General features: G+C 57.3%; 23 protein-coding genes and 4 tRNA genes. 16 read left to right on the plus strand and 11 right to left on the minus strand.

Annotated elements, in window-relative coordinates:
* Nucleotides 1–54 precede the first annotated feature (54 nt).
* From VH599_08335 to VH599_08360, 6 genes are all read right to left on the minus strand, one after another.
* Complete coding sequence (locus VH599_08335; GenBank protein HEY7348314.1) at nucleotides 55–690, minus strand: DUF4870 domain-containing protein; 636 nt, start codon at nucleotides 688–690, stop codon at nucleotides 55–57.
* 197 nt (nucleotides 691–887) lie between these two features.
* A complete protein-coding gene (lon, locus tag VH599_08340; protein ID HEY7348315.1) occupies nucleotides 888–3,557 on the minus strand; it encodes an endopeptidase La in 2,670 nt (889 codons plus the stop codon).
* Between the two features lie 304 nt (nucleotides 3,558–3,861).
* Complete coding sequence (gene clpX / locus VH599_08345; GenBank protein ID HEY7348316.1) at nucleotides 3,862–5,121, minus strand: ATP-dependent Clp protease ATP-binding subunit ClpX; 1,260 nt, start codon at nucleotides 5,119–5,121, stop codon at nucleotides 3,862–3,864.
* A gap of 40 nt (nucleotides 5,122–5,161) precedes the next feature.
* Complete coding sequence (gene tig / locus VH599_08350; protein ID HEY7348317.1) at nucleotides 5,162–6,544, minus strand: trigger factor; 1,383 nt, start codon at nucleotides 6,542–6,544, stop codon at nucleotides 5,162–5,164.
* Between the two features lie 253 nt (nucleotides 6,545–6,797).
* Nucleotides 6,798–6,869: transfer RNA gene (locus VH599_08355), tRNA-Gly, on the minus strand.
* Nucleotides 6,870–6,930: 61 nt separating this feature from the next.
* Nucleotides 6,931–7,012, minus strand: a tRNA-Leu gene (locus VH599_08360).
* 271 nt (nucleotides 7,013–7,283) lie between these two features.
* Between VH599_08360 and VH599_08365 the strand changes: the two genes are divergently transcribed.
* A complete protein-coding gene (locus VH599_08365) occupies nucleotides 7,284–7,679 on the plus strand; it encodes a hypothetical protein (GenBank protein ID HEY7348318.1) in 396 nt (131 codons plus the stop codon).
* 112 nt (nucleotides 7,680–7,791) lie between these two features.
* On the opposite strand, the gene VH599_08370 is transcribed toward VH599_08365, so the two are convergent.
* Nucleotides 7,792–8,841: a M42 family metallopeptidase gene (locus VH599_08370; GenBank protein ID HEY7348319.1), complete on the minus strand. Its 1,050-nt coding sequence runs from the start codon at nucleotides 8,839–8,841 to the stop codon at nucleotides 7,792–7,794.
* A 267-nt stretch (nucleotides 8,842–9,108) separates the two neighbouring features.
* Here VH599_08370 and VH599_08375 point away from each other — a divergent pair, with 267 nt between their 5' ends.
* The 3 genes from VH599_08375 (at nucleotide 9,109) to VH599_08385 (ending at nucleotide 10,769) form a co-directional block, all read left to right on the plus strand.
* The gene (locus tag VH599_08375) at nucleotides 9,109–9,576 is read left to right on the plus strand and encodes a cupredoxin domain-containing protein (GenBank protein ID HEY7348320.1); all 468 of its coding nucleotides are present in this window, start codon (nucleotides 9,109–9,111) and stop codon (nucleotides 9,574–9,576) included.
* Nucleotides 9,577–9,686: 110 nt separating this feature from the next.
* Entirely contained in the window at nucleotides 9,687–10,001 is a 315-nt protein-coding gene (locus tag VH599_08380) for a hypothetical protein (GenBank protein HEY7348321.1), read from the plus strand.
* Nucleotides 10,002–10,328: 327 nt separating this feature from the next.
* Nucleotides 10,329–10,769: a hypothetical protein gene (locus tag VH599_08385; protein ID HEY7348322.1), complete on the plus strand. Its 441-nt coding sequence runs from the start codon at nucleotides 10,329–10,331 to the stop codon at nucleotides 10,767–10,769.
* A 65-nt stretch (nucleotides 10,770–10,834) separates the two neighbouring features.
* Here VH599_08385 and VH599_08390 read toward each other — a convergent pair whose 3' ends face one another.
* Both VH599_08390 and VH599_08395 read right to left on the minus strand, forming a co-directional pair.
* Entirely contained in the window at nucleotides 10,835–11,350 is a 516-nt protein-coding gene (locus tag VH599_08390; protein HEY7348323.1) for a spore germination protein GerW family protein, read from the minus strand.
* Complete coding sequence (locus VH599_08395; GenBank protein ID HEY7348324.1) at nucleotides 11,350–11,760, minus strand: hypothetical protein; 411 nt, start codon at nucleotides 11,758–11,760, stop codon at nucleotides 11,350–11,352. Before VH599_08395 ends, VH599_08390 begins: the two co-directional genes overlap by 1 nt.
* Nucleotides 11,761–12,206: 446 nt before the next feature.
* Between VH599_08395 and VH599_08400 the strand changes: the two genes are divergently transcribed.
* The 6 genes from VH599_08400 (at nucleotide 12,207) to VH599_08425 (ending at nucleotide 18,801) form a co-directional block, all read left to right on the plus strand.
* A tRNA-Val gene (locus VH599_08400) sits at nucleotides 12,207–12,280 on the plus strand.
* A 41-nt stretch (nucleotides 12,281–12,321) separates the two neighbouring features.
* Nucleotides 12,322–12,398: transfer RNA gene (locus tag VH599_08405), tRNA-Pro, on the plus strand.
* Between the two features lie 254 nt (nucleotides 12,399–12,652).
* Complete coding sequence (locus tag VH599_08410) at nucleotides 12,653–13,483, plus strand: hypothetical protein (GenBank protein HEY7348325.1); 831 nt, start codon at nucleotides 12,653–12,655, stop codon at nucleotides 13,481–13,483.
* A gap of 309 nt (nucleotides 13,484–13,792) precedes the next feature.
* Entirely contained in the window at nucleotides 13,793–16,444 is a 2,652-nt protein-coding gene (locus VH599_08415; protein HEY7348326.1) for a Mu transposase C-terminal domain-containing protein, read from the plus strand.
* On the plus strand, nucleotides 16,437–17,435 hold the full coding sequence (locus tag VH599_08420; GenBank protein ID HEY7348327.1) for an ATP-binding protein: 999 nt from the start codon (nucleotides 16,437–16,439) through the stop codon (nucleotides 17,433–17,435). The genes VH599_08415 and VH599_08420 overlap by 8 nt, the downstream gene beginning before the upstream one ends.
* On the plus strand, nucleotides 17,410–18,801 hold the full coding sequence (locus VH599_08425; protein ID HEY7348328.1) for a TniQ family protein: 1,392 nt from the start codon (nucleotides 17,410–17,412) through the stop codon (nucleotides 18,799–18,801). The genes VH599_08420 and VH599_08425 overlap by 26 nt, the downstream gene beginning before the upstream one ends.
* A 33-nt stretch (nucleotides 18,802–18,834) precedes the next feature.
* On the opposite strand, the gene VH599_08430 is transcribed toward VH599_08425, so the two are convergent.
* A complete protein-coding gene (locus VH599_08430; protein HEY7348329.1) occupies nucleotides 18,835–19,122 on the minus strand; it encodes a helix-turn-helix transcriptional regulator in 288 nt (95 codons plus the stop codon).
* 1,122 nt (nucleotides 19,123–20,244) lie between these two features.
* On the opposite strand from VH599_08430, the gene VH599_08435 reads away from it, so the two are divergent.
* The 6 genes from VH599_08435 to VH599_08460 all read left to right on the plus strand — a co-directional run bounded on the left by VH599_08435 (nucleotide 20,245) and on the right by VH599_08460 (nucleotide 24,845).
* Complete coding sequence (locus tag VH599_08435; protein HEY7348330.1) at nucleotides 20,245–21,699, plus strand: ParB/RepB/Spo0J family partition protein; 1,455 nt, start codon at nucleotides 20,245–20,247, stop codon at nucleotides 21,697–21,699.
* A 138-nt stretch (nucleotides 21,700–21,837) separates the two neighbouring features.
* Entirely contained in the window at nucleotides 21,838–22,452 is a 615-nt protein-coding gene (locus VH599_08440) for a type IV toxin-antitoxin system AbiEi family antitoxin domain-containing protein (GenBank protein HEY7348331.1), read from the plus strand.
* Between the two features lie 197 nt (nucleotides 22,453–22,649).
* A complete protein-coding gene (locus tag VH599_08445) occupies nucleotides 22,650–23,243 on the plus strand; it encodes a hypothetical protein (protein HEY7348332.1) in 594 nt (197 codons plus the stop codon).
* A gap of 280 nt (nucleotides 23,244–23,523) precedes the next feature.
* A complete protein-coding gene (locus VH599_08450; protein ID HEY7348333.1) occupies nucleotides 23,524–23,667 on the plus strand; it encodes a hypothetical protein in 144 nt (47 codons plus the stop codon).
* Between the two features lie 45 nt (nucleotides 23,668–23,712).
* Entirely contained in the window at nucleotides 23,713–24,231 is a 519-nt protein-coding gene (locus tag VH599_08455) for a helix-turn-helix domain-containing protein (protein ID HEY7348334.1), read from the plus strand.
* Nucleotides 24,228–24,845, plus strand: coding sequence for a transposase (locus tag VH599_08460; GenBank protein HEY7348335.1), 618 nt, complete (start codon nucleotides 24,228–24,230; stop codon nucleotides 24,843–24,845). Before VH599_08455 ends, VH599_08460 begins: the two co-directional genes overlap by 4 nt.
* Nucleotides 24,846–25,175: 330 nt before the next feature.
* On the opposite strand, the gene VH599_08465 is transcribed toward VH599_08460, so the two are convergent.
* The gene (locus VH599_08465; protein HEY7348336.1) at nucleotides 25,176–25,406 is read right to left on the minus strand and encodes a helix-turn-helix domain-containing protein; all 231 of its coding nucleotides are present in this window, start codon (nucleotides 25,404–25,406) and stop codon (nucleotides 25,176–25,178) included.
* Between the last annotated feature and the right edge of the window lie 297 nt (nucleotides 25,407–25,703).

Below are 25,703 nucleotides of genomic sequence, written 5' to 3' on the forward strand. Positions count from 1 at the left end.
TCCCCGCGTTAAGAGCGATGCAGATTCTAGACGCTCTCTCGCGGGGAATACCCCTTACTGCTGCGGCCACTGGCCCGGAGGCTGCTGGGGAGGATACTGACCGGGGCCGGACTGTGGATAGTTGCCGGGCTGCTGCGGCGGGTAGCCGCCCTGCGGCGGGTACTGGGTGTTTGCCATTGGTGGAACGCCCGCCATCCCGCCATCCGGCGGAACCCAGGCCATAGCGTTGTTGTAGGCCATGTCGCCAACCACCGGCAGCTTGAACCATTTGCCGTTGTATGCCTGAACGGCAGCGTAGATCGCGCCGACCAGCCAGGCAACATGGATCAGCCCGCCAAGGCAGCTAAAGCCAAAGAAGAAATAGGAGCCAAGGTAGTCGAAGATGACCCCGACGATGACAAGGCCCACGCCATAGAAGAGCGACTGGAGCGCGTGGAAGCGCACAAACCGATTCTTCTTCTCGATCAGGAAAAAGATCAGGCCGATGATCCAGAAGTAGCTCAGCGCGGCGGCAATATTGGCGTCAATGCCAATCGAACTGGGGCCGAGCTGCTGCGCAACCGGATTCTGTACTACCATTGGCTGCTGGTAGCCCGGTGGGGGATAGCCTCCGGGCTGCTGATAGCCCTGCTGGCCGGGCGGCGGATATTGGGGTGGCTGCTGATATTGTTGGTTGGGATCGTAAGCCATGTAATTGTTCCTCTCACTCTTCTTAAAAATGGTAGCGTCCCGACGTGCCAGATTTGCCCTTCTTCAGCATACATGAATAGAAACGTTCTGTCCAGCCTGGATTTGTGTTATTATAGTACATCACAGTATGAGCCACACTTCTTTCAGTACGAAAGTGGTGTGGCTCACGTTGCAACCGTTCTGGCGCCTGGCCTTACCTACCCTTGCAGCGAAGAGTATGGGTCGGGAGGCTCCTGCCCCTGGAACTTGACCGCCGATTCCTCCGGGAGAATATTGACCTCATTGGGCAGGGGCAGGTTCTCCTCTTCTCGTTCTATTTCCGTCAGGTCGGGGCCACGCGGCGCTTCCGGCTGCGGAGGCTGTAGAGCGCGGTCCGTCGGGGCATGGGCCGCCGGGACTGGCGGCTTTTCGGTGTCTTTGGGCGCGCCGCCTTCGGGCGTCTCCGCCTGGGGCAGCAGTGCTTCGCGTACTACTTCATCCATTGATTTGACGAAGGTGAAGCGCAGGTCGTTGCGAATCTTGGCCGGAATCTCTGGAACGTCCTTGCGGTTCTCCTCCGGCACCAGGATGTCGTGGATGCCCACGCGGTGCGCCGCCAATACCTTCTCTTTCAGCCCGCCAATCGGCAGGACGCGCCCGCGTAGGGTGATCTCGCCGGTCATCGCCACATCGTTGCGCACAGGTCTGCGGGTGAGCGCCGAGATGATCGCTGTCGCAATAGTGATGCCCGCCGATGGCCCATCTTTGGGGATGGCTCCTTCGGGCAGGTGGATGTGCAGGTCCATTTGCTCGGCAAAATCGTATGGCAGGCTCAGTTCTTCGGCCCGCGAGCGAATGTAGGAGAGCGCGGCGCGCGCCGATTCCTGCATGACCTCGCCAAGCTGCCCCGTGACCTGGAGCGCGCCCTTGCCAGGCATCGTCACGACCTCAACGGGCAGGAGCGTGCCGCCATGCTCTGTCCAGGCCAGGCCCGTTGCCACGCCCACCTGGCCGCGATCAACGGCGTGGTCGGGCGTGTAGCGCGGGATGCCCAGGTATTGCTCGATGTTCTGCGTCGTCAGGCGCAGGTGACTCTCCGGCTTGAGCAGGATGCGCCGCGCCGCCTTGCGGCTGATCGTCGCAAGCTGGCGCTCCAGGCTGCGCACGCCGGCCTCGCGGGTGTAGCGCGAGAGGATATAGCGCATGACTTTGGGGCTGATCTGCACCTGATCTTCGGCCAGCCCATGCTCGCGCAAGACCTTGGGCAGCAGGAAGGTGCGGCCAATTGACGCTTTTTCCTCTTCGGTGTAGCCGGGAATCTCGACAATATCCATGCGGTCGGCCAGCGGGCGCGGAATCTGATAGCGCAGGTTGCCGGTACAGATAAAGAAGACCTCCGAGAGATCATAGGCCAATTCAAGATAATGATCGGTGAAGCTGTTGTTTTGTTCGGGGTCCAGCACTTCCAGCAGCGCCGCCGCCGGATCGCCGCGATAGTCTGCGGCCATCTTGTCGATCTCGTCGAGCAAGAAGACCGGATTGCGCACGCCAACCGTCTTCATGGCCTGGATGATGCGTCCGGGGAGCGCGCCAACATAGGTGCGGCGGTGGCCGCGAATCTCGGCCTCATCATGCACGCCGCCCAGCGAGATGCGGGCGAACTTGCGGCCCAGCGCGCGGGCAATCGAATGGCCCAGCGAGGTCTTGCCGACGCCTGGCGGGCCAATCAGGCACAGGATCGGGCCTTTATGCCCGTTGGCTTTCGCAGCGGAGCCGTTTTCGCGCTTTTCGCGCATCATGCGTAGCTGGCGCACTGCCAGAAACTCGATGATGCGCTCTTTAACTTTATCCAGACCGTAATGGTCTTCATCCAGCACCACCTGGGCATAGGCAATATCCAGCCGGTCCTCGGTGCGTTCGTTCCAGGGGAGAGCTAAGACCCAATCAATATAATTGCGTAAGACGACGAGTTCGGCGGAATGCTGGGGCATGCGCTCCAGCCGATCAATTTCTTTGCGCACCTTGGTTTCGGCTTCAGGCGGCAGGCCCTTCTGCGCCATGCGGTCGCGCAGTTCCTGCACTTCGCTGGCGGTGTCGTGGCCCAGTTCTTCCTGAATGGCCCGTAGCTGCTCTTTGAGATAGTACTCTTTCTGATTCTTGTCAACTTGCTGGCGCACCCGCTGGCGAATCTTGGCTTCCAGTTCCAGCACTTCAATTTCGTTGCCCAGCACAACACAGATTTTTTCCAGCCGGTCCAGCGGGTCCAGCGTTTCGAGCAAGTCCAGTTGGGTGGTATGCTCGCTGACGACATGGGCCGAAAGCACATCGGCCAGGCGGGCCGGGCTTTTCAGGCTGATGACCGAGGTGATGTCTTCGTTGGAGAAACGCCGGTTCAACTGGGCATATTTCTCGAAGAGGCTGATAGCGTGGCGCACCAGCGCCTCTGCCTGCGCTCCGGTGGGCGCTGGCTCGACGGGCTTGTGAACCTCTGCCTTGAGGAATGGATCGGTTTCGCCATACTGCACGATCTTGACCCGTCGAGCGCCTTCGACGACAAGCTGAATGGTGTTTTCCTGGGCCTGACGCTGGAAGCTGATGATGTCAACCAGTGTCGCGCTGGAATAGATGTCGTCAGGCTGCGGGTCGTCCAGTTCCGCCTTTGTTTGGGTGGCGGCGATGAACTGGCGATCATTGGCAAGCGCTTCTTCGACGGCGCGTATTGACTTCTCCCGCCCGATGGTCAGGGTGACACGGGTGCGGGGGAAAACGACCGTGTTTTTGAGCGGCACCAGCGGATAGCTCCGTGAGTTCCTGGGTTCTTCTGCTGGTTCTGGCTTCCGTGGTTCCTCAGCCGCTTCTGGCTGAGGAAGCTGCTCTTGTTCGGCCATTATGGCATCCTCGCTAGCCTGTGGATAAGGTCATGGTCGCTGAAGTCTCCGTCTGCGGCTGCGCAAAGGGGTCTCCTCTGCTGGCTTAGACGGCTGGCTCCACGGTTCTTCACTCCTCGCTCACTTCATCGGACTGGTGGTCCGGTGAAGCACTGTTATTCTTTGTAACGAGCATATCGGCAATCGGAATCTTCGGTAGCCCAAAAAGATGAACCCAGGTTCTCAGGTAGCATATATCCCCCTTTACCGAGCGCCTGAGTCCTGGCGCCATCGCCATAGACGCCTTGCCTTGCCCCGCGCCAGCTTATGCCGATTCGTCTTCTAACAATTCGGCCTGACGCTGTTCGCTGCGCGTGAGCATCGCTGGTTTGTGGCTCTGGTTGATGACATCCCCGTTGATGACGACTTTTTTCACGTCGGAGCGCGAAGGAATCTCATACATTACATCAAGCAAGACTTCTTCGATGATGCTGCGTAGACCACGCGCCCCGGTTTTGTGCTTCAGCGCACTTTCGGCAGCGGCGTCGAGCGCGTCGGCAGTGAAGACCAATTCCACGCGATCAAGCTGGAAGGATTTCTGATACTGCTTGATCACGGCGTTTTTCGGCTCGGTCAGAATACGGATAAGCGCCGATTTGTCCAGGTTCTCCAGGTTCACGACCACCGGCAGGCGGCCTACAAACTCCGGTATCAGTCCGAACTTCAGCAAGTCCTCTGGAATGAGCCGTGCAAGGGCGGCGTTGGCGGCGGCAGGCGATTCGTCGAGGGTGGCCTTGAAGCCCATCGTTTTGTTACTGCCCAGGCGCTGCTCGACAATCTTGTCCAGCCCCTCAAAGGCGCCGCCACAAATAAAGAGGATGTTCGCGGTATTAATCTGTATGAAGTCCTGATGCGGGTGCTTGCGTCCGCCCTGCGGCGGAACGTTGGCAACGGTCCCCTCGATAATCTTGAGGAGCGCCTGCTGTACGCCTTCGCCGGAGACATCGCGTGTGATTGATGGATTATCGGCTTTGCGCGCGATCTTGTCAATCTCGTCAATATAGACGATGCCGCGCTCGGCGCGCGCAATATCGAAGTCGGCCATCTGAATCAGGCGCAGCAAAATGTTTTCCACGTCTTCGCCCACGTAGCCCGCTTCGGTGAGGGCGGTGGCGTCGGCAATGCAGAAGGGGACATCCAGAATCTTGGCGAGCGTCTGAGCCAGCAGGGTCTTGCCGCAGCCGGTGGGGCCGATCAAGAGGATGTTGCTCTTGCCTAACTCCACGTCGTCAATCTGCATCCCCGCGTTGATGCGCTTGTAATGGTTGTAGACCGCGACGGCCAGCGTCTTTTTGGCTTTCTCCTGCCCGATGACATAGCTGTTGAGCTGCTCGTAAATCTTCTTGGGGGTGGGTACTTTGCCAACGGGGGTGCGCGTCTTCGTCGGGATGCTGGTATGCTCTTCTTCGATGATCTCACGACAGAGGTCAATGCACTCGTCGCAGATGTACACGCCCCCCGGCCCCGCAATCAGGCGCTGCACCTGATCCTGGCTTTTGCCACAAAACGAGCAGCGATAAGTCATGCGGCTTCCTTTAGTAGTACTTGGCATATGCTCCTCTGCTTTAGATACTGGCTCCGCTCTCCTCAGCCGCTTGAGCCGGACTTTCGCTGGCCGACTCGGTCGCTGCTTCAGGAGCAGTGGCGGAGGCTTCCCCGGTTTCCGTTTGTGGCGTCGTGGCGTGTTCGATCAAGAAATTACGCGCTTTGTCCCGCTTGATGCTGGCTTCCAATCGCCGCCGCGCTGTGGCCGAAAGCTGGCCTGCCCGCTGCGGGCGCGTGGCCCCCAACCGGGCATAGAGATCAAGCAGGGATTGCAGTTCGCGTTCACTGACGGTCAGACCCTCTTTGTCGGCGATGGCCTCCAATACCAGGTCCGTCTTGGCGTTCTTTTGTGCTTCTGGCTCCAGTTCCTTCTTGTATTCATCAACCGTTTTCTGACTGAGCATCAGAAACTGGTCCATGCTCATCTGCTGCTGTTGCAGCAGGTGTTCCATCTGGTGATAGAGCGAGTCGGCCTCTTCTTCAATCAGAAGATGGTGCATCTCGACGCTCGCCTGATCGGTAGCGGCCTCCAGAATCTTCGACTCCAGATCGCGCTGCGCCTGCGTGGTGCGGTTCTGGAGTAATTGCTGGCGGACGGACTGGCGCAGTTCGTCGAGCGTCTGATACTTTCCGGCGCTTCTGGCGAGTTCATCGTCCAGCGGTGGCAGGTCTTTCTCTTTGACGGCTTTAATGGTGACGCTGTAGAGGGCTTCTTTGCCCGCGATGTCTTTATTCGTATAGTCTTCAGCGATGGTGGTCGTGAACTCTTTGCTTTCGCCCTCCGACATCCCCGCGACGTGGGCGTCCATTCCGGCAAATAATCCAGGGCGCTCGTCGGTCAGCTCGAATTCGTTATCTTTCAGATCGCTGATGGTGCGATCCTCCACCTTCAGGTGGAGGTTGACGGTCACATGGTCGCCGATCTGCGCCGGGCGCTCGACTGGCGCCCAGATGGCCTGCTGGTTCTGGTAGTCGGCCAGCACCTTGTCAACATCCTCATCGGCCACGCTGACCTCGGCCTTGTCGAAGTGAATGGAGTGGTAATCACCAAGTTCGACGGGGGAAAGGATGGGGACGGTGGCTTTGAAGCGGTAGGGCTGCCCTGGTTCCAGCGGTTCGGCATCTACATCAGCCTGGCCGATGGGTGTCAGTTGATGGTCGGCCACCGCCTGCTTATAACTCTGGTTAATCAGGTCATCCAGCCCCTCTTGATAAATGGCGTCTTTGCCGATCATGCGCTCCAGCATGGTGCGTGGCGCGTGGCCGCGCCTGAAGCCGGGGACCGTATATTTTTGCGCCAGTTTGCGATAGGCTCGGTCGGAGGCTTTTTCTACTTCGTCCCAGTCGAGTTCAACGTCCAGAACGGCCTCGCTTTGGGGAGTCTTTTCGACGGTGATCTTCACTCGTTTCTCCAGCCGTGAGGGCTATCTTCCACAACAACCAACAATGGTATCCATATCCTGTATTATAACATTGAACTGATACTACCCAACGCAAAACAGCGGTTTCCTGGTATAAGGCGCGCGACGTGCGTGTCTCCTGCGTGGCCTGGACATCTTGGGAACACAGGACACACGCCAGACATTCCGCCCGGCGCGGGCATACTGAGGAAAGGCACACCCAAACGACGCCTGAGCACCCGTCCAGGTGGACCGGAGCGGGAGACGGGATTTGAACCCGCGACCTTCTCCTTGGCAAGGAGACGCTCTACCCCTGAGCTACTCCCGCGAGATACGCTTCCAAAACTCTCTGGGGGGTCGGACCTCCCAAAGCCACGCCGACCGCCAGGTGGGCGGTGAGGGACTCGAACCCTCACGTCTCTCGACAGCAGATCCTAAGTCTGCCCTGTCTGCCAATTTCAGCAACCGCCCTCGATGGGCCGCCAGAAACATGAAGGTTGCTCGGAGGCCCACTAAAAATGATACATCGCTCTGAGGGCAGGTGTCAAGCCTTGTGGAACAGAACTGGATGAATGCCGATTGCCAGGCTGTGCCAGGAGCATAGCTATGCTACAATAAACGAGAACGCTTGAGGTCTGGCAGGCGGATGACCGGCCCAGGCGCAAGGCACACAAACTGATCTGGACTTCTTTCCTATATCTGGCAGGGCGCGGGCGCATGCTGCACCGAGGAGGATGTTACGATGGCTGATAGCTCCTATGGCGAGGGTCTTGGCTTTGAGGTGGTGGCGTCTTCGCTGCGCGCGGACGTGGGCGACAACAAAACGTTTCTGGAGGTGTTGGCGGGCAAACTTGGCGGCGCGCTCCCCACGCGCACGATGATTGAGCGCGAGTCGCACCTGTTTTCACGGGAAAAGCCGGTGAAAGCCATCAGCATTGAGCTTGGGGAGTTTCGCTATCAGATCGGCCACGCGTATGGGACGCTGGCGGCCCAGCGCACGCGCGTGGTGCGCGGCATCGCGCTCAAGACGGAGGCGCTGGGGGTGGATGACTGGCTGGACGCGCTCTCCCAGGGTCTGATGGAACTGGCGCAGCAGAGCGCCCAGGACCGCGCCGCGCTTCAGCGCATGCTGATGTAGCGCCTCAGCCGACGGCGCGCCCAGTCACGGAAAAAGAGGGAGATTACCGCCCTACCCTGATGCCTGCTCAGGCGTCGGGGTAGGGCTGTCGTGTGCGCGAGAAGGCCGCTGTTTACAGGCTGTAGTCGCCGTTGTGCGCGTCTTCAAGATAGCGCGCCAGCAGGGTGATGCCTGCTTCCAGGTCGGCCTGGTGGATCATTTCGTTGACGGTATGGACGTAGCGCGAAGGGGTTGAGAGGGTGATGGAGGGCGAGCCTTCGCGCGACCGCTGCATCGCGCCGCCATCGGTGCCGCCGCGCGGCAGTACCTCAAGCTGATATTTGATGCTGTGCCGCTCGGCCAGATCGCGGAAGTGGCGCACCAGCCTGGGGTTGGAGATTTGCGACGAATCCATAATTTTGATGGCTGTGCCGTTGCCCAGGCGCGTCACGGCGTCCTGGTCAGCGCCGCCGGGGATGTCCACTGCCAGCGTCGTATCCAGCGCCACGCTGACATCGGGCTGGACATGATAGGCCGCTGTGGTCGCGCCGCGCAGCCCCACCTCTTCCTGCACCGTTGCGACGGCCAGAATGTTGACCTCGTGATGCTTCAGGGCGCGTAACGCTTCGATCATCAGGAAGAGGCTGGCGCGGTCATCCAGCGACTTGCTGATGACGGTATCGCCGATCACTTCCAGCGTGCGGTCCATCGTCACCATGTCACCGACCTCGGCTTTGGCGCGCACCTGTTCGCCGGGCATGCCCAGATCAATAAAGAGGTCATCGAGCTTGGGCGCGGCAGGCTTTTCGTCGCCCAGGAGGTGAATGGGCTTGCTGGATGGCATCAGGACGCCGCGCAGGCTTTCGCCCGCGAAGCCATGCACCCAGACGCGCTGGGCAAAGAGGACGCGCGCATCAAAGCCGCCGACGGGCTGAATGCGTATGAAGCCGTCTTTGTCAATGTGCTTGACGATGAAGCCAATCTCGTCCATGTGCGCCGCCAGCATGACGCGGCGATCATTTTTGCCGCGCTTCCAGGCGACGACGTTGCCCAGGCGGTCTACGCTGACATCATCGGCCAGCGGGCGCAGTTCATCCACCACGATAGCCCGGACGCGCTCTTCGCGCCCGGAGATGCCCGGCGTTTCGGTCAATCGCTTGAGCAGGGGAATGTTGAGAGCCATGAAAACCTCCAGGTAAGGCGCTATAGGGTCTTAATGTGATGCGGCCCGGCTCCATTGCCGTACTGAGTGAAGGAGGCAGGTCTGCCGGTGTTGGGATGGATAGCCTTCTGGAGATTATAGCACGTTTTTCTGCCTCTCCTGATGCTCAGGCAGGATGCGCCGGGATGTGCGCGTGTAGGCCCAGCCGTCCCACGCCATTGGTCCATGATTTGCAGCTATGGGTGGGCCAGGCTTCCTATTATGTTGACATAAAGAAAGGCTTCAGGTATGGTCAAACAGGTGGTTCTCTCTAAAAAAATCGCTTGTATGTGTCTGGCGCTGGTGGCGTTTGGTGTCGTGCTGAATGCGTGTGGAAGCACGACGACCACAACTCCTTCAACCAGCGCCCCCAAAGCTGGAGTGACAACTGTATCGTCTGGATTAACGGCTACAGCGGGGCCGCTCACGCCTACGGCTACGGTAGCCCATGCGCCAGTGAGCAGCGCCACGATCATTCTTTCAGAAACCAGTGGGCAATATGCCTTCAACCCGAAGACAGTCACTATCAAGGCGGGTGAGACGGTTGCCTGGAAGAATACGACTTCCAGTAACCAGGGAGTCACAGGTGTGGGCTTTCCTTCCAGCCCGCCGCTGCCGCCAGGGGCAACCTATACCTACACGTTTCATAAGGCAGGCAGTTATGAGTTTTCCAACCCGTTCCATCCGTCGGTGAAGGGGACGGTTATCGTGAAATAAGCGGGGTCGGCGGCCAGGAGTGCTTTGCCAGGCATGGATGGGTTGGCATCTGACGCGCTGCCACATGGGATGCCCTGATGGGGGTATCCTCCAGCGCAGAGGAGGCGCCAATGAGCGAACCCTGCCCGAATTGTGGAAGCTATCGGACGCGCGCTGCGCGCCGTGGCACACTCTACTACAGCCGACATGGGCCTGTCGTCCCTCCTGGCTGTCTCTCGCTGATTCTGGTCGCTGTCGGCTTCGCCCTGTTTGTGGTGGGGGAATGGCTGCTCCCCGCTTTCCGGCTGGGGCTGTTTCTTTTCGGCGCGGTGGTCTTGCTGATGCCGCTGGTGCTCCCCTTTCACTATCTGAGGTATAAGCGCGCCTATCGCTATGAGTGGAAGTGCAAGACCTGCGGGCATCGCTGGCGCGGGCAGGCCAGTTAGCCCCGCCCGATCCCCCAAAAGTCCTGGCGCGGCAAAAAATAATCGGGCGTCTGCTCAGGTATACTTGACGCATCTTCTCTGATGGAGGCGCACCCGCACAGTAGATCGTTGTTGTATTTGATCGAAGGCTGGCGCGGACGGTGAAACAAACACCAACCGCGCCAATGACCCCCACACTGCACAGGTCAGATGGGGGCTGGGGCGCATTGTACCATCGAGACCCCTCAGCCGCCATCGCTGACGACCTTCCGGCCACTTCTGGCCTGGTGTGCAGAAGTGGCCGTCGTTTTTGTCGCCTGTGGGCGACATACACAGGAGGTTGTCTCGATGGCCTTACCGTTTCGTCGTCACCTGCATCCCTGCCCCTGGAACCCTGCTGCCCTGGCCGGTCCCCATCCGGCGCTCACCCTGCGCGAGTGGCAGGTCGGCGTCCTGCTCTCGCGGCTCTCCCCCGTCGTGCGCGCGGCGCTCTGCGCCTGGCTGCTCGCTCCCACCGACCTGAACCGCTGGCCGCCACCGGAGCATTTTCACCACCAGCGCCTGCCCATCCGTCCCGAAGAGCAGCGCGGTCAGCCGCGCTCCACCGCCTGCCATCTGTTGTACCAGGAACTGAAAGTGATTCGCCAGACGCTGGACATGCCGCCGCAGGTCTTGAGCGTCATGACGCACAACGGGCTGCTGGCGGTGCATGCCATCCGGCTCCAGCAGTTGGAGCGGTGGCTCTGGCCGCCCTATGCCGCCCGACAGATCCAACGCCTGATCGCGTAAGGAGAAAAAGGTCGAGGGCATCTCCCTGGATAGGGGATACCCTCGACCAGAACAAGAAGCGGCGATCAGAAGGAGCCAGGTTTGCGCATCGCTGCGAGGGCGAGCATTCCAGCGCGCTTGCGCTGCTTGCGCCCCATCTGCTGGAACATGAGCCACCTGCCCAGGCGCGCGCGGGTCAGTTCCTTGCTGAGCAGAGCGGCGCTGGCTTTCTGGTTGCGGCGGGCCAGCCACAGGAAGGACAGGCCAAGGGCGCTAAAGACCGAGGCGGCTATGCGGTTCAGGTTGAGGATGGGTTTGACATGGACGCCATCCTGGGCCATTACAATGACGGCAACGGGGCGTTCGCGCACGCCGCCGCCGCCGCCAAGGCCCTCGCCTGTCTCCGACCGCTGTTCTTCGGTATTCTGGCGAGGGGCGCCCCCGCCCAGACCCAGGCCCAGGGCTATTTCGGAACAGGGGATAACGGTGACGCCATCGCGCTGGACCGGCTGGCCGAAGACCGCATCGGTTCTGGCGACGTTCACCAGCCGATTCATGGTCTGTTCGAGGGTCTGAGCGTGCGACTTCGGTTGTGTCATCATCAGGCTTTTCTCCTTCTCCTTTTCTTTTCTCTGAGGGGTTTACGTTTTGTTTGTGTCCACGACAGCAGCAGGCTCGTTATCGCCAGGCCAATCAGTGACGAGGCAATGATGCGCCGTGTCATGTTTCGGATGGGAAGGCGAGTTTGTTGCGCTCCCTGGCGCACTTCAACGGCCACCGGGCGATTCCAGAGCAGCCCGCCACCCGGCCAGATGATCTGGGCGACTCGCCCAATGGGGGTGATCTCGTATCCGTGTGCCTGAACTGGCTGGCCGCGCGTCTCATAGGTGCGCCAGCCGGTGCGTGGTTGTCCTTGTTGCATCTGTGGTTCACCAGGGGCGAGCGCGGAAGCCCCCTGCTTGAGCAGTGGGGAGGAAGCGCCGCCCGTTTCGCTTGTTTCCTGGTTGCTCATGTGCTATACTGTCCTGGCTTAGACACTCAGGGTGAATGGCCCAGAGCAACGGTTTGCACGTTTTCAATCAAACATTCGGCTGGTTCTGCCACATATGACTTCCGGTGGCAGGTAAAATGTTTGCGGTCTCCATTCCAGGGCGACCGTCAAGACGCCTATCGTAGCAACGGCTGTTTCGTTAGCTGCAAGCCCCTCGCTTTAGCGATGGGGTACTTGACTTACCTCCAGAACGTCTGCTATGAGCAGAGATGTGGCGCTCACTCCCGCAGACCATAGGGGGGTGTCGCACGATGCGTGCCGGGAGGCGCTCAGGCGGAGGGGCGCTGTGATCGGTTGCCTGGGATTGCTGGCATGACCTGTGATGAAAGCCCACCCTGCATGGCTCTATATAGAGCGCGATGCGAGTTGACAATCGGGGGGTAGAGATGGTATAGTGTGTGTGCTGAGGGCAGTTAGCTCAGTTGGTTAGAGCGCCACGTTGACATCGTGGAGGTCACAAGTTCGAGTCTTGTACTGCCCACCCGAAACGTCGCCATTGCGAGCGGCGTTTTTTGGGATGAGCGGGGTGTAGCGCAGTTGGTCAGCGCGCCTGGTTTGGGACCAGGAGGTCCCCGGTTCGAGTCCGGGCACCCCGACCACTTTTCCCCTTTGGTAATTGACACGAATTTTAGACCATTCATTACATGAATCTTAGACCATTTACATAAATCTTAGACCACTTACACCACATATCACTTCTCGAAATTTTAAAACCCTCTGTTTAAGCGGCCTCATACCTTGCATACAGCATTAGGTATCCCCCTGTTTTGTCGAAATTCGAATTTAAATGCCAGGCCGTTATTTTCCCAATTTTTCTTTTCAATGGGTTGCCGAAGGAGAAAAGCATCAAGTAATGCAAGCAGTGTCACTCGGTGACTCAGCTTGGACCGCTACCTTTCCTCATCGTGTGACTCCCCTTTATGATGAATGGTTCGCTGGGCTGTTACTGCGCTGTGATGAAGTTAATCATTGGCCAAGTGGAACCACTTTGACCATGCTCAGACAGGCCAGTAGTCCAACGAAACTCATCCAACTCCCCAATCTCAGTGTGCCCACTCAATATCAAATTGAGTGCATGGCAGTGTGGCTGGCTTTGCCGGTACAAACCGTGCGTGATACCACCTATCTCCAGGAACTGACCAAGCTCTATGGTGTGCTCCATCCGGTTCCGAAGGATTTATGGCCTTCTCTCACCTTTCGCATCTGCCCCGAATGCTTGAGAAAAAATCGCCTCCTCAAACGAACCCTGGCGTTGCCCCATGTGTGGTGTTGTCCCTGGCATGAAGTCACATTATTGACCCGCTGTCAATGTGGATCCCCTTTACGCCTCTTCAATCAACAAGCACTGCCATTTACCTGTCACGTCTGCAGGCGAGACTGGGCTGATCTTCCCACGGTTTCTCCTACCCCTGAGCGAATTGCGATCACACGCCAACTCTTATCTTGCTACGAGAAGTTCCTTATTTGGGGCAATCCGGCGATGGTGGAGCAAGCCTTTTACGCTATTGTCCAAACCTGGGCAAACGAAATCAAACCCGGCTGGCGGCTGCCACCAGAATGGTTTCTTTGGGAGAACCGCCCGAGGCCAAGCCCTGCGTCATCAAATGGCGTTCCTTCACTTAGCCGCCTCGTATTCAACTTGATCAAATACCACCTCTACTTTGATCCGCGAGTCGTCTTCTGAGGCAAGGACAAGTGGGGATAATCGAAATATGCAAGCAGATTTTACTCAATAGTTGTGAGGAGGATTTTTTTGTTGACAGCCCGAAGTTAATGCTTGCAACCTTTGAAAAGATATGCTATCCTGCTGGCAACCGAATGGTAGGAACGTTGTAGAAGCTGAAGTACAACGTCCTCTACCAGCAAGTACCTCCCTGTATTACCCCTTTGTAGTGCTGAACTCATTCGTCAACTGTTGCTCGCCTCTTGACTTATGGAACCCTTTTGCGCCTCCTTGGTTTAATTTGAGATTCGTTCTATAAATGGAGGCCTTATGGTTAAAACAGCTTCCAGTCCAACCAACACACGACGCGGAACCCCTGGAGTCGACATCTTCAAACTTCCCGGAGCTTCTTATTCGGGCTATTTCAACAGTTATAAGACAGGGGATAAACAGCTTATTCGTATGCCGTACGCCTCAACACTAGAATTTAAACTCGGCTTGCTATATATGGAATATCATCCCCATGTTGTTCGCTTCCAACGAGGTGATATCAGTCCCGAGTTCGCCCATGCTCATCGCCATGCAACCCCTCTTTCTGTATCATTACCCTATCGGATTAATTATCCCTTTGAAGGGAAATCCCACGAGTACTGGCCAGATTACATCGGTATCTTGTCTGACGGCGGCCTTCTCATCGCCGAAGCAGGACTCACCAAGGAAAAATTAAAGGGGCAGGCGCTGGCGAAAGCCGATGCAGCACGCCGAGTTGCTCAATTGAAGGGTGGGGAGTATTGGATTGCCACGGAGCAGCACCTTTCTGATCGCCGCTTCAAAAACTTGCTGTTTCTTCACCGTTGCCGGGACGCTTTTGGAACCTTCGATGAAATTGCTGCTGCGCTTCGTGCTGACTGGCCTTGGGGAGAGGAACGCTGTGTTCGAGAGATCATCGAGCATTGGGGGAGCAGGTGGTCTGATGACGAAGTAGAAGCTGCCGTGTGGAAAATCGTTGGAGACGCTGCTGCTGCTGGGAAGCTTGTTGTTGATCTGAGTGAGGTCTTATTAGATTTAGACACGCCGCTCAACTTGTTGGACCCGGAGGCTCCACCGATCCTCCCCGATCCTCTTCCCGATTCGCTTGAGGGGATGCTCGCAGCTGAGCAGTCTCCTTCAGAAGAGCTGGCAGATGATGAGGAAGCCGAAGCCACTGTGCTTTCCGACGATGGGCTGATTCCTGGTCCAGCCTATGATCCCGAAGAGCTTGATAAGGAAAGTCGCGAAACGTTCAATCGCAATCGTGACGCTGTAATGGCTGTCCTTTCTGGGCAGGGAGTGCGCCAGGTAGCTGAGGCGAACGGCATGGTCCATTCTGCTTTGCTCTACCTCATCAAGCGGGTCAATGAATATGGTCAAATTGCTCTGGTGCCTTACGGGGTCTATCATCGTGATCCAGCGCTGCGCCCAGCATTTCAGGAGAAGATTCGCAAGCTCTACAAGAGTCGCATGCGCCCGACTGTCAGGGCGGTAGAAAGAGACCCTGAACTGAGGGCGCTAGCCGAAGAGTTGACTAAACTTGAAGGCAAGTTGGTGAAGCCTCCAACGTATCGGCAAGTTTGGTGGTTTATCAGACGCATCGAGAACGAGCGCGATATCGTGGAGGCGCGATCAGGCTTGAAACACCCCCCCAAGCCGCGCATGTCGCCTACCTCCTTTGTTCGCTCGATTACCGCCCCAGGACTTATCTGTCAAACTGATGAGCATGACCTGGACATCTTGGTGGTGACCCGGGATGGAACGGTCGTCACCCACCGTGTTCATGGTGCTGTGCTGATCTGTGTCAAAACAGCAGCCATCCTGGCGGCAGTTCTCTCCCTCGATAGCCTGAAAGAAGAAGACTACATGCGTCTGATCAAGCAGGCAATTGAGCGAAAAGACAAGCTGGTGCGGCTGTATGAATGCAAAAATTCCTGGCCCTGTCATGGAAAACCAGCCCTGGTTTTCCATGATCGTGGGAATATCTTCACCTCGGAGCGGGCGCAGCAAGTTTTGGTTGAACGGTTCCATATTACGACAGAGCGTGCGCCTGCGTTTTGTCCACAGGCAAAAGGAACAGTAGAAGCATTGTTTGTGTGGGTCATGGAGGAAGTGACGCATCGCTTACCTGGCACGACGAAAGCCAATCCACGAGACCGCGGAGCCTATCCGAGCGCCCAAGAGGCTGCGAAAGCAGGCATTACGCTTGATGTTCTGGAAATGTATTTCATTCGAGCTATCACCGATAGATACATGCTCAAGTGGAACGACCTCCGAAATCAGACACCTCAGAATTTGTGGAACGATGCGGTGCGCCAGTATGGCATCCCCAAATGGTTGGGGTCTCAAGATGATCTCAAACTGATGCTCATGAAAGCCCACAACCGCAAGAATCCAGCAACAGGGCGCTATGCCATCCAGGATGACCGCATTTCGTTCTTGGGACGCTGGTATGTCAGCCCAGGAGTGCTCAATCAGTTACGTGGCAAAGAGATCGACATTTACTATGACCGAAACGACATCTCGGTTATCTATCTCTTTTTAGAGGGTCTGCATGTGGGTGAGGCATATTGTGCTGAGTTCATGGGCCAAAGAGTCAGTCTGTGGGAGGCAAATGCTATACGTCGAGCCTCTGCGCCCCTGAAGAAAGCAGCTGAGGCCGAAAGTCTCGCAAATCACCAGGAGATTTTGGTGAAGGCCCGGTCTGGAAAACGCCACCAATACGAGGAATCGATCCGCATGGAAAGGCAACGCTTGCTCGATTTGCGGGATGGAGAAATCCATACAGATCAGGTGAATGCTACAGTGCGCGCGCTCAGACAGCATCAGCATCTCCAAAGTCAGGAGGAATCACCAGCGCCGGTATCAGGCGGTTTCACTTTCGAAGAGGATGAAAAAGACCAGCCAGCACGCCCGCTGGCCATTCGCCCACGGAGGAAACCTAATGGGTAATGAGTCTTCTCATCTGCCACCAGGTCGCTCATTCATAGAACGTACCGACTTTATCGACACTCCTTTTGAGCAACGCTTTCAGTGGCTTTTGCGTCTGGGATGGAAACAGCGAACGTGGCACGTGATTGGCGCGGTCCCCCGAAGCGGGAAGTCGTTTGGTATTGATGATCTACTTGAGCGCAGCGGAGCCAGCAAAGAAGCCACAGGACGAACCTATTTGCCCCTCCTGGTGATTCGTTCTCCGAAGAATCGGACGACAGAACGAGCCTTATGTGTTGCTTTGGCTGGCGCCTTTGGGGTGATCCCGAAAATGACAGCGGATACGCTTCACTCATGGTTGGTAGCAGAATGTGTTCGTGCCCAGGTGGAGTGCATTATCATTGATGATGCTCAAGATCTGTCGGTAGCTCACTTGCGCTATCTGAAAGAACTCACTGATGATTTGGCCGCGCTTCCACATCGTCGCCAGGTCGGACTCTGCCTGGTTTCTGCCACGTACGGCGAGGCGTTTCCCCTCCAGAAAGAACTAAACCAAACCGGCACGCTCTGGGCACAGTTTCGGGAGCGATTGGATAGAGAGCGACCATACTGTCGAGTCCCAGGGCATACGGAAGCAGAAGTACATGACATTCTGGGGGCCTATGAAGAGTTGTACCGCGATCAATTTCCCGACTTGCACCTGCGTAAGTGGACCAAATCTATCTATACATGCCTGACAGACCCGGCTCTAGATCCTCGATCAAGCAGGCGTGTCGTTATGTATCATCTCTCGACATTTGTGAGGCTTTCCTTAAAGAGGGCGGCTGAAGCTAGGTTGACCAATGTGGATAAATCCATCATGGAAACGGTAGCCAACCTGATGACATTAAGACGCGATGAAGTGATCGATATCGATGAGGTACCGCTCGAGGATGAGGAGTTACCTGGTAATGAAGTAACTGACATTGATGGATTGCCACCTGAGGATGAAGAGCCACCTGGTGAGGAATAGACCAGTGGATTCCATAGGGATACATGACCCCCACTGGCGCACAACCTTTCCTGATCGTGTCCTCCCTCAGGAAGGAGAGTGGCTGCTCGGTCTCTTGCTACGTTGTGATGAAGCCAATGGGTGGTTCAGCGGAACGACGGCGTTATACATCGCACGGTTCGCTACAGGGCCCCAAACACTGAGCAGATCAGCGCTCTTTGTGATGGGCTCGATTTTTGAGCTTCCATTGCTTGCTGAGAGGCTGGTTGTCACTCCCAAGGAGATTTTCGCTACTACTTTCACCGCGCCACTCCAGCGCCTCTATGCCCCTGCTTCTCCCAATGTAGCCCAGATTGGGCCATCCCCACCGTTTCGTGTCTGCCCAAAGTGCCTGGCCCAGAATAAACTCCTCCCCCTTTCTCTCGCCTTGCCCGCTATTCAAAACTGCCCTACGCATCACCTGGTCTTGCAAACCGTATGCTGTTGTGGCGTCCCGCTCCGTCCATTCTCTAGGCATATCAAACCGTTTACCTGTGAGAAGTGTGGCCTGTATTGGTCCAATTTGCCCCAATTGCCTGCTGAACCAGCTGCCCTCAAAATCGAAGCCAAGTTGTACTCCCTCTATGGGTTCTTTTTGACAAAGGGAACACCAGAGATCATTGCATATGCGCTTCGTCTGATTCGTACCTCGGAAGCAAAGAACACAAAGCGAGAAACCACGGAGCCTGGAGGCAGCTCCCTCTTCAAGAATTCGTACTATTCTGGAACCGTCTCACTGGCATTTCTGGTGACCAATCTGGTTGGCCAGGGAATCACGATGGAAGATATTGCGTGGCCTGCCCGCCCTTTCTCAAAGGAAGAACGGTACTGTCTCAATCGCGCCTGTCCCTTGTTTAGTGTCGTGGATGCAGGTAATGTGCATCGCTATGGTCACCGCGATGGGGTGCAAGAGTGGTATTGCAACATGTGTGGCAGCCGGTTCATCGGCGACCATCTCTGTATGTCCTTTGACGTGGGGTGTCACGGCCAAGGAAACGATGATGTTTATCTTTCGTCTAGCGCCATTGAGCGCGCCCAGAAGCGCCTGGCACGGTGGAAACAAAAGCTTGAGGCTACCTGCGAAGCCATGCTGGTACGTGGAGAACCCATTGCAGTCGAAAATGCCTTTGCACACGCGGGGATTCCAGGAACAGCGAATCTGCGAGCAACCCGCCTGGGGTTAGTGCGCCTGGTGGCCGAGTATGCTGCAAGACAGGAACAAGCACTACCTCCAGAAGGACGAGAACGGTGGGTGGTGCGTACACATATGCACCGACGAAAGAAGCTTCTCGCAAAGCAGAAAACAGAGGGTGCTGGTAGTGGTCCTGACTCGCAGGAAACTGCCTGAGCGCTTCCAGATTTGCATACTCTGGCAGCGATGTTAGATGTAATCTCCATCTGTCTCGTTTGCTAGAGGGTTTCGATGCTGCTCCTGGCTGCTCCGAAAAACCCATTGTTCGGGAGGAGTGGTCAGTCGTTTCCGTGAGGTCTTGAGCGCTTTGGCAAGCTTGTCGATGGTCGCATAGTGGGCATTCGCCCCGCGTTCGAGACGACTAATCGTGGCAATTCCCACGCCAGAGCGCGCCGCCAATTCTTCCTGGGAAAGTGTCGCACGTTTTCGCATTGCCGCCAATCCGGGTACTGGCACGCCCCTGGTGTCCTCTGCCACGCTGTTGTGTGCATTCCTCCTGTCTGGTTGCACACAACATAGCACACCTTATTAATAGTAGATTGCTTATTTTAATCAATACTTTATCTTTACCTAATCATCAAGTAATCACTATATGATTTATTGTATGGAGTCTGGCTTTTAATGCACTGGCTTCTTTCCAGACTTATAATGAGAAGATTTGCAACAATATCGAAGTTTGTAGTACATTGAGAGGTAAAGACGTAGCCTTCGGCCTGTGCTGCGGGACCATGCGCGTGAAAATGCAGGGAGCGGGCGCGATTTCCACCTGCATCAAAACGCTCTTCCCAGTCAGGTCTGCTTCGTTCGTTTAAGCGTTTCTGCCAGGAGATCCCCGGCTTTCCCTGTTCGGTGCTGTTCCGGCATCTGGCTACAGCTCCTTTACATACAGGCGTCTACGAGAGACAAGCACCACCGAAGCTGTCGTGAACACCATGTGTCAATGGCATTGGTTTCTACTTCTTCAGATAAGATGATTGACCTTACGGTTGCCCAATATCATATGGTCTTCCTCTGCGGCACCTTCTCATTGCGCAAACGATTGCCTCCTCCGGCTTGTCTCTCTCTGCTCTGACAGCTCTCAAACAGCGTCAAAACTGGTGAATAGGTGAGCACTCAGTAGGAAATTAATGATGCAAACGAGGAAACAACCCAAGAACGTCTGTGTTATCGTGAAAGAAAAGCGTGTAAGGGAGCAGACACACCAACGTGGGAGGCAACACCAGAGGAGTGCCAGTGCCATCTTTAGCACTCTTCCGAAAACGAGCAGCCCTCTCTCAGGGAGAGTTGGCGGCGCGCGCAGGTGTGGGGAGGGCTACGATTAGCCGACTTGAGCGGGGCGGAAGCGCAAGCTTTGAGACCATTGAGCGGCTCGCAAAGGCGTTGAGGAAAGAACGCACCCAGTTGACCCAAAAACCACGTCTGGCGACCAGTAGGAAACACTCCAGAGCGATCTCACAAGGCTGAGAGTTCTGGAATGCCCTCCTTGAGAATGCTTGAATCTCCTGGTTCGAGCAGCATCCTTCTGCTCTCGAATGAATATGGGAGACACCAGATTCGAGCTTCATGAGAACTCCGGTGTTGTTGATGAAGGAGATTTGCATGGCGACAGCCCTCACCATTGGGACAGTGCCTTTGGAGGAGATTCACGACCTGCGCTGGCCGACGGATCGCCATCTCGTGCAGTCGTTTCGGAAGACGCTGCAGCATAGCGGGCACTTTGCCCCCATGCATTTGAATCGTGTCTGGCAACCAGAGGTTTCCTGGCGCTATGAGGTCATTGATGGGTTCCACCGCTACGAGGCGGCCAAAGCCGAAGGGGTGGCTTCGCTGCTCTGCCAGGTCGTGGAAATCGAGGCCCAGCAGGCGCGCTATGCCCGCATTCAAGCCTGCGTGGGTAAGCCCGCAGAGGTCACGCGAGAGCGGGCCTTGCGCGAACTGCGGTTGGCTTTTATCAGCGATATGCGCGGCGTCATTGGCAGTCCAGCGCTCCTCTATGAACCCATTCTGAGCGAAGAGGGACAGGTGCAGGCGCGGCTGCGCGCTCTGCCACTGCCTGAGGAGCCGCTGGCCGCCCTGGAGGCGCTGACCGACCATCTGCTGGCGACGCAGCAAGACGTGCTTCCATCCTTCCTCCCGTCTGGGGTACAAGGAGGGGGTCGCACGCCCTTTGGGCAGCGCACTGGTTGGGAACAGCATCTCACGGACTGGCTTGCTGACCTGGGCGAGCGCTTCGGCTATGATTCCAGCTGGCTCCTCCAAGAGCTGCATCTGCATGTTCTCCAGGAACAGGGGCTGGGCCAGGGCTGGGCCACCCGCGAGCGCGATGCCTTCCAGCGTCAGGGAGGCTACGCCTTTCATGCCCTCTGGCTCTGGAACGTGCCTGATGTGGAACTGCGCGCCTGGCTGCGTCGGCAGATCCAGGCGCATCCCGAGCAGAGCGAGTGGCTGTGGAAAGCGCTCATGCTTTTAGGGTTCACCACGGCCCCGCAGCCTGGCAATCCGTTCCAAACGCTGCCCAAAAGCGCTCTGCTGGCCTTGTTCAATCGCCATCCTAGTCCCCGCGACCTGTATCTGGCGCTGCGGGATCGGCAGGCCGGGCCGCCGCGCGACTCAGCCTCAGCGCCGCCTCCTCCACCAGCTGCACCGCCTCCTCCACCTGCCGCCCCAGTCCGTGAAGTGCCCGCCTCCGCTCCTCAAGAGCTGCCGCTTGTTGTTCCTGATAAGCCGGAACAGGTGTCCAGTGTCTTTACTGTCGTCTCGCCAACCTTTGGGCAGCCCCCACCTCGGCCTACTGCTCCGGTAATGCCCCCGGCTGCGCCGCCAGCCAAGCCGCCCGCCCCACGGAGTGCCGCAGTCCCACCGCGAGCGCCTCAACAGCCGGATCCTACCGCGGCCTATCAGCCGGTGCATAACGCCTGTGTTGCCTTGCTGCAAGCCATCGAGCAGCTCAACGCGCAGTATGGGCGAGCATGGATGCAGTGGGAGCAGGCCCAGGCTGATTTGGCCCACCTGCGCGCCATTCTTGCGCCAGGTGATGAGAGCTCCAACCAGTGAAACGGCACTAGGCGGCGGAGACGCCTGTGTGCCAGATGATGGTATGAGGAGTGGACGTGGGTCGTCCCAAGTATGGGTCCCATACCGATGTGACGAATACGCTATAGATAACCAGGAAATGTGGAGGAATTGTCACCAATGTCCGTGTCTTCCCCTTCTCCTCGATGTGAGGAAGTCCTCACCTTGGCACGCCAGTTGGGGGTACTCCGTTCTCGTGATCTAGCCGCGCATGGCCTGGCCCGCGAACATCTGCGTCGGCTTGTCCAGGCCGGGCATCTCCAGCAGATTGAGCGGGGCTTCTATCACCTTCCTGCTGTTGATCAGTCCGAGCACTCCCCGCTCGTCGAAGTGGCCGGGCGCGTCCCGGCAGGAGTGGTCTGTTTGCATTCGGCTTTGGCTTTTCATCATCTCACGACTCAGGCGCCGAGAGAAGTGTGGCTGGCTCTGGAGCGGGATACCTACCAGCCCCGCGTCACATGGTGGCCGCTCCACATCGTTCGCTTCTCTGGATTGGCCTGGACTTTCGGGATGCAAGCGCATCAGGTGGAAGGGATACCAATCCAGGTGTATTCCCCCGCCAAAACCGTGGCGGATTGCTTCAAGTTTCGCTATAAACTTGGGTGGCATGTTGCGGTAGAGGCTTTGCGCGAGACGTGGCGCGCTCGGCGAGCGACACTAAGCGAGCTCTGGGAGGCTGCCCAGGTGTGCCGGGTCACCAGTGTGATGGGCCCGTATCTCGAAATCCTGGGGTGAGCCACTCGCCCCAGGAATAAGCTGATACAGGGTTGTTCATGAGCAAGCCTCTGGATCAATTATTATTCAGCCTGCCTTCACCTATGTCGTGTTCAGACCTGCCCTCCTGCTGGGCTGAACGAGCGAGAAGCCATATGCCGTTTCGGTTCTGCTATACTAAAAGCTAAAGCGTCAGCCACCAGGTAAAAGGGGAGCTTATGACCACCCTTGAGCAAGCTATTCAGACGTTGCTCGATACCAGAGCTGCCGACCTCGTGCGCTTCGCCTGGGGCCAGAAGGGCACGACCTTTCAGAAAGCGCTTCCTCCCCTGCCCGTCTTTGATGCGCAGGTGGTCGTTTCCCATCTCTGCCGGGTGCAGCATGGACACAACATTGGTCTGGTGCATCTGCAGATGCAGGCAACGCCCAATCCACTGCTCTCTGAGTCGATCTTTGAACAGGGAAGCGGAGTCTGGTGTGAAACCCATCTGCCCGTCCTCTCGACACTCTACTGGCTCGCCAAGGGGCATGCCCCGCCCTCTTCACCTTATCAGTGGATGGTCGATGGCCGTCCAATGCTGCAATGGTTCTTTCGCATCATCGACATTACCAGCTTGTCGGCTGCGACCCTCCTGCACTCGGAACTCCCAGGCTTACTCCCACTGATCCCTTTCACACAGGATGCAGATAGCAAGACCATTGAACGCGCCAGGCAACAACTGCCAACGGCCTTACCAAGAAAGCAAATTGAGCAACTGGAAACCTTACTCCTGTTCTTCTGGGAGTATGTTCAAAGGAGCTCCACAGATTAATATTGGCTGCTAAGTAGGGAGAGGTGGTGTAAAGCTTCCTCAGACATGAATGCCTGGTCATCTACGACTAGGGCTTTCCTTGCCAGCTTCCTTCATGGCCTCGCTAGTGTGTCGTGCCGTCTTATTATTCCTGTTACATCTTACATTCAATTGCCCCTGTTTTTGCTGGATGCTTCAGCCTGCTTCAGCTATGCTTTGGATAGCTGAAACGCACCGTGCATTGGCGAGTGCTCGCCAATGCACGGTATCCAGCAGATTCCTTAATAGAAAGGAGGGGGCAATGATGAGGAATCGATACAACCGCACTGCCGGCCACCATTCCAGCGGGTCGGGAGAGGCCGCTCTCAAGCTGATACTCTTCCTGGCGTTGTCCATCGGGGTACAAGTGCTGGTCAGTGCTCTGAATCGGCGCCTATCGTCCTAGTGCATTTCCACCAAAGGTGATGGCGAATGTGGTATACTACAGGGCATGAGACCCCCCATTTTTACCCGACCTTTCACCCCAGACGAGCAGCATCAGATCCAGGCTGGGTTGCGTTCGTCCGATGCGTTTGTGCTGCGTCGCAGCCAGATTTTGCTGGCCTCGGCCCGTGGCGAGCGCGCTCCGGTCATCGCTCGCCAACTCAGCTGCGACGACCAGACCGTGCGCAATGTGATCCACGAGTTCAATACGACGGGCCTGACGGTCTTCCAGGAAGGCTCCTCTCGCCCGCACCGCCTGCGCACGACCTTCTCCGAGGAAGCCGCACAGCAGGTAAGAGCTCTGGTGCATCGCAGTCCCCACGACTTCGACAAAGCGAGCGGGCTGTGGACCTTAGACCTGGTGGCCCAGGTCAGTTTCGAGCAGGGACTGACGAGCACGCTCGTGTCCGACGAGAGTATCCGCCGTCTGATCAAACGCTTAGGCCTCAACTGGAAGCGGGCCAAACACTGGATCACCAGCCCCGACCCGCAGTACCTGGTAAAAAAAACGCCCGAGACCGTTTGATTGCTTGGGCCAGTCACCAGCCCACCTGGGCGATCGGCTTTGGTGATGAAGTCTGGTGGAGCCGCTTTGCGCTGCCTCAGGCGCATGCCTGGCAAAGTCCGGACCACCCCGTGCGGTTGGTCGAACAAGCCTGGCGCAAGGATGACCCTGACCCCAAAGCGCTGGCCTGCTACGGGGTCCTGTGGCAGCAGGGAACCCCCGAAGACCCCGACCGCTCGCAGATCTGGCTGCGCTTCGTGACCGGACGGCCGGTCAGCGCGATCACCAGTCAGTTCTTGGACTGGTGCTGCCAGCGACTGCACCAGCAAGGGAAGACCCATTGGCTCTTGATCTGGGACAATGCCTCCTGGCATAAGAGCCAGGCGGTGCGGAGGTGGATACGGGCGCACCATCAGCAGGTCAAGCAAGCGGGCAAAGGGGTACGCATCCTGCCCTTCCTGTTGCCGACGCAAAGCCCCTGGCTCAATCCGATTGAACCCAAGTGGGTGCATGCCAAGCGCAACGTGGTGGAGCTTGACGGCCTGCTGTCGGCTCGCCAATTGGCGGAACGCATCTGTGCTTACTTTGACTGCTCGTATGAACCCCATCTCATCATCTCCGAACAGGTCGCGTGATTATGCACTAGTGACACTGGCTTGCGGGAGGCAGCGAAAGCTGCCTCCCGCAACCTTGATAACGCGAAAGGGGATGCATGTTGCAGGAATGTATGAAATATAGGGAGCAGAAGGAGGTCGGAAGAGTTTCTCTGCTCTCAACACGAGGATACGATGATAGCATCTACGAGCTTGCCCAGGTGCTATACTAAAGCTCAATTGTTGGAAGAAGCGCGAGCACGACACTATCCAGTGACGGAACGCTTGCTCACTGATTGGGTTGAACGAGGTTTGCTGGGGAGGCCAGAACGGCATGGTCAGGGGCGGAAAAAGGGCATAGGCGCCTGGTGGTCACGCCAGTACGCTTCCAGCCAGTAGCGGTGCGCGCAGTTTGGTGGCATGTCCATGTCGCCCATCGATCAGGGCCGCCTCGCCCTCGGTACGCACCCGCTTGAGGAAGTGGTAGGCCGTGGAACGGCTGATCCGCAGGCCCGCAGCGGCCACCGCTTCGTGCCAGGGCTGCCCCTGGAGCATGTGTTTCACCGCCTGCATCTTAGCTGACCGGTATGCTGCTGCCTGCATCGCGGCGCTCCCTTCATTGGGTTAGACGGTTCTCTTGCCTCGCGCAGGATACCAGATTGGTGCGTCCGAGTCTAGCTGCACACTTTAGCAGATGGGCAGACTCCCTGAGACACCTTTGACAAATTGGAGTTCTTGAAAGCGTTGGTGCATATGGACCTAAGTGGTCCATCCGGTAAGTATCTGCTATAATACGGGCATCTGCTTGCTGGAGGTGCCCGATGCCCCGTCCCCTGCCCACACGTGACCTGACGCCCGAGGAACGCGCTGACCTCGAACACCTGACCCGCTCCCGAACAG

This window comes from Ktedonobacterales bacterium (assembly GCA_036557285.1).
Taxonomy (GTDB): domain Bacteria; phylum Chloroflexota; class Ktedonobacteria; order Ktedonobacterales; family DATBGS01; genus DATBHW01.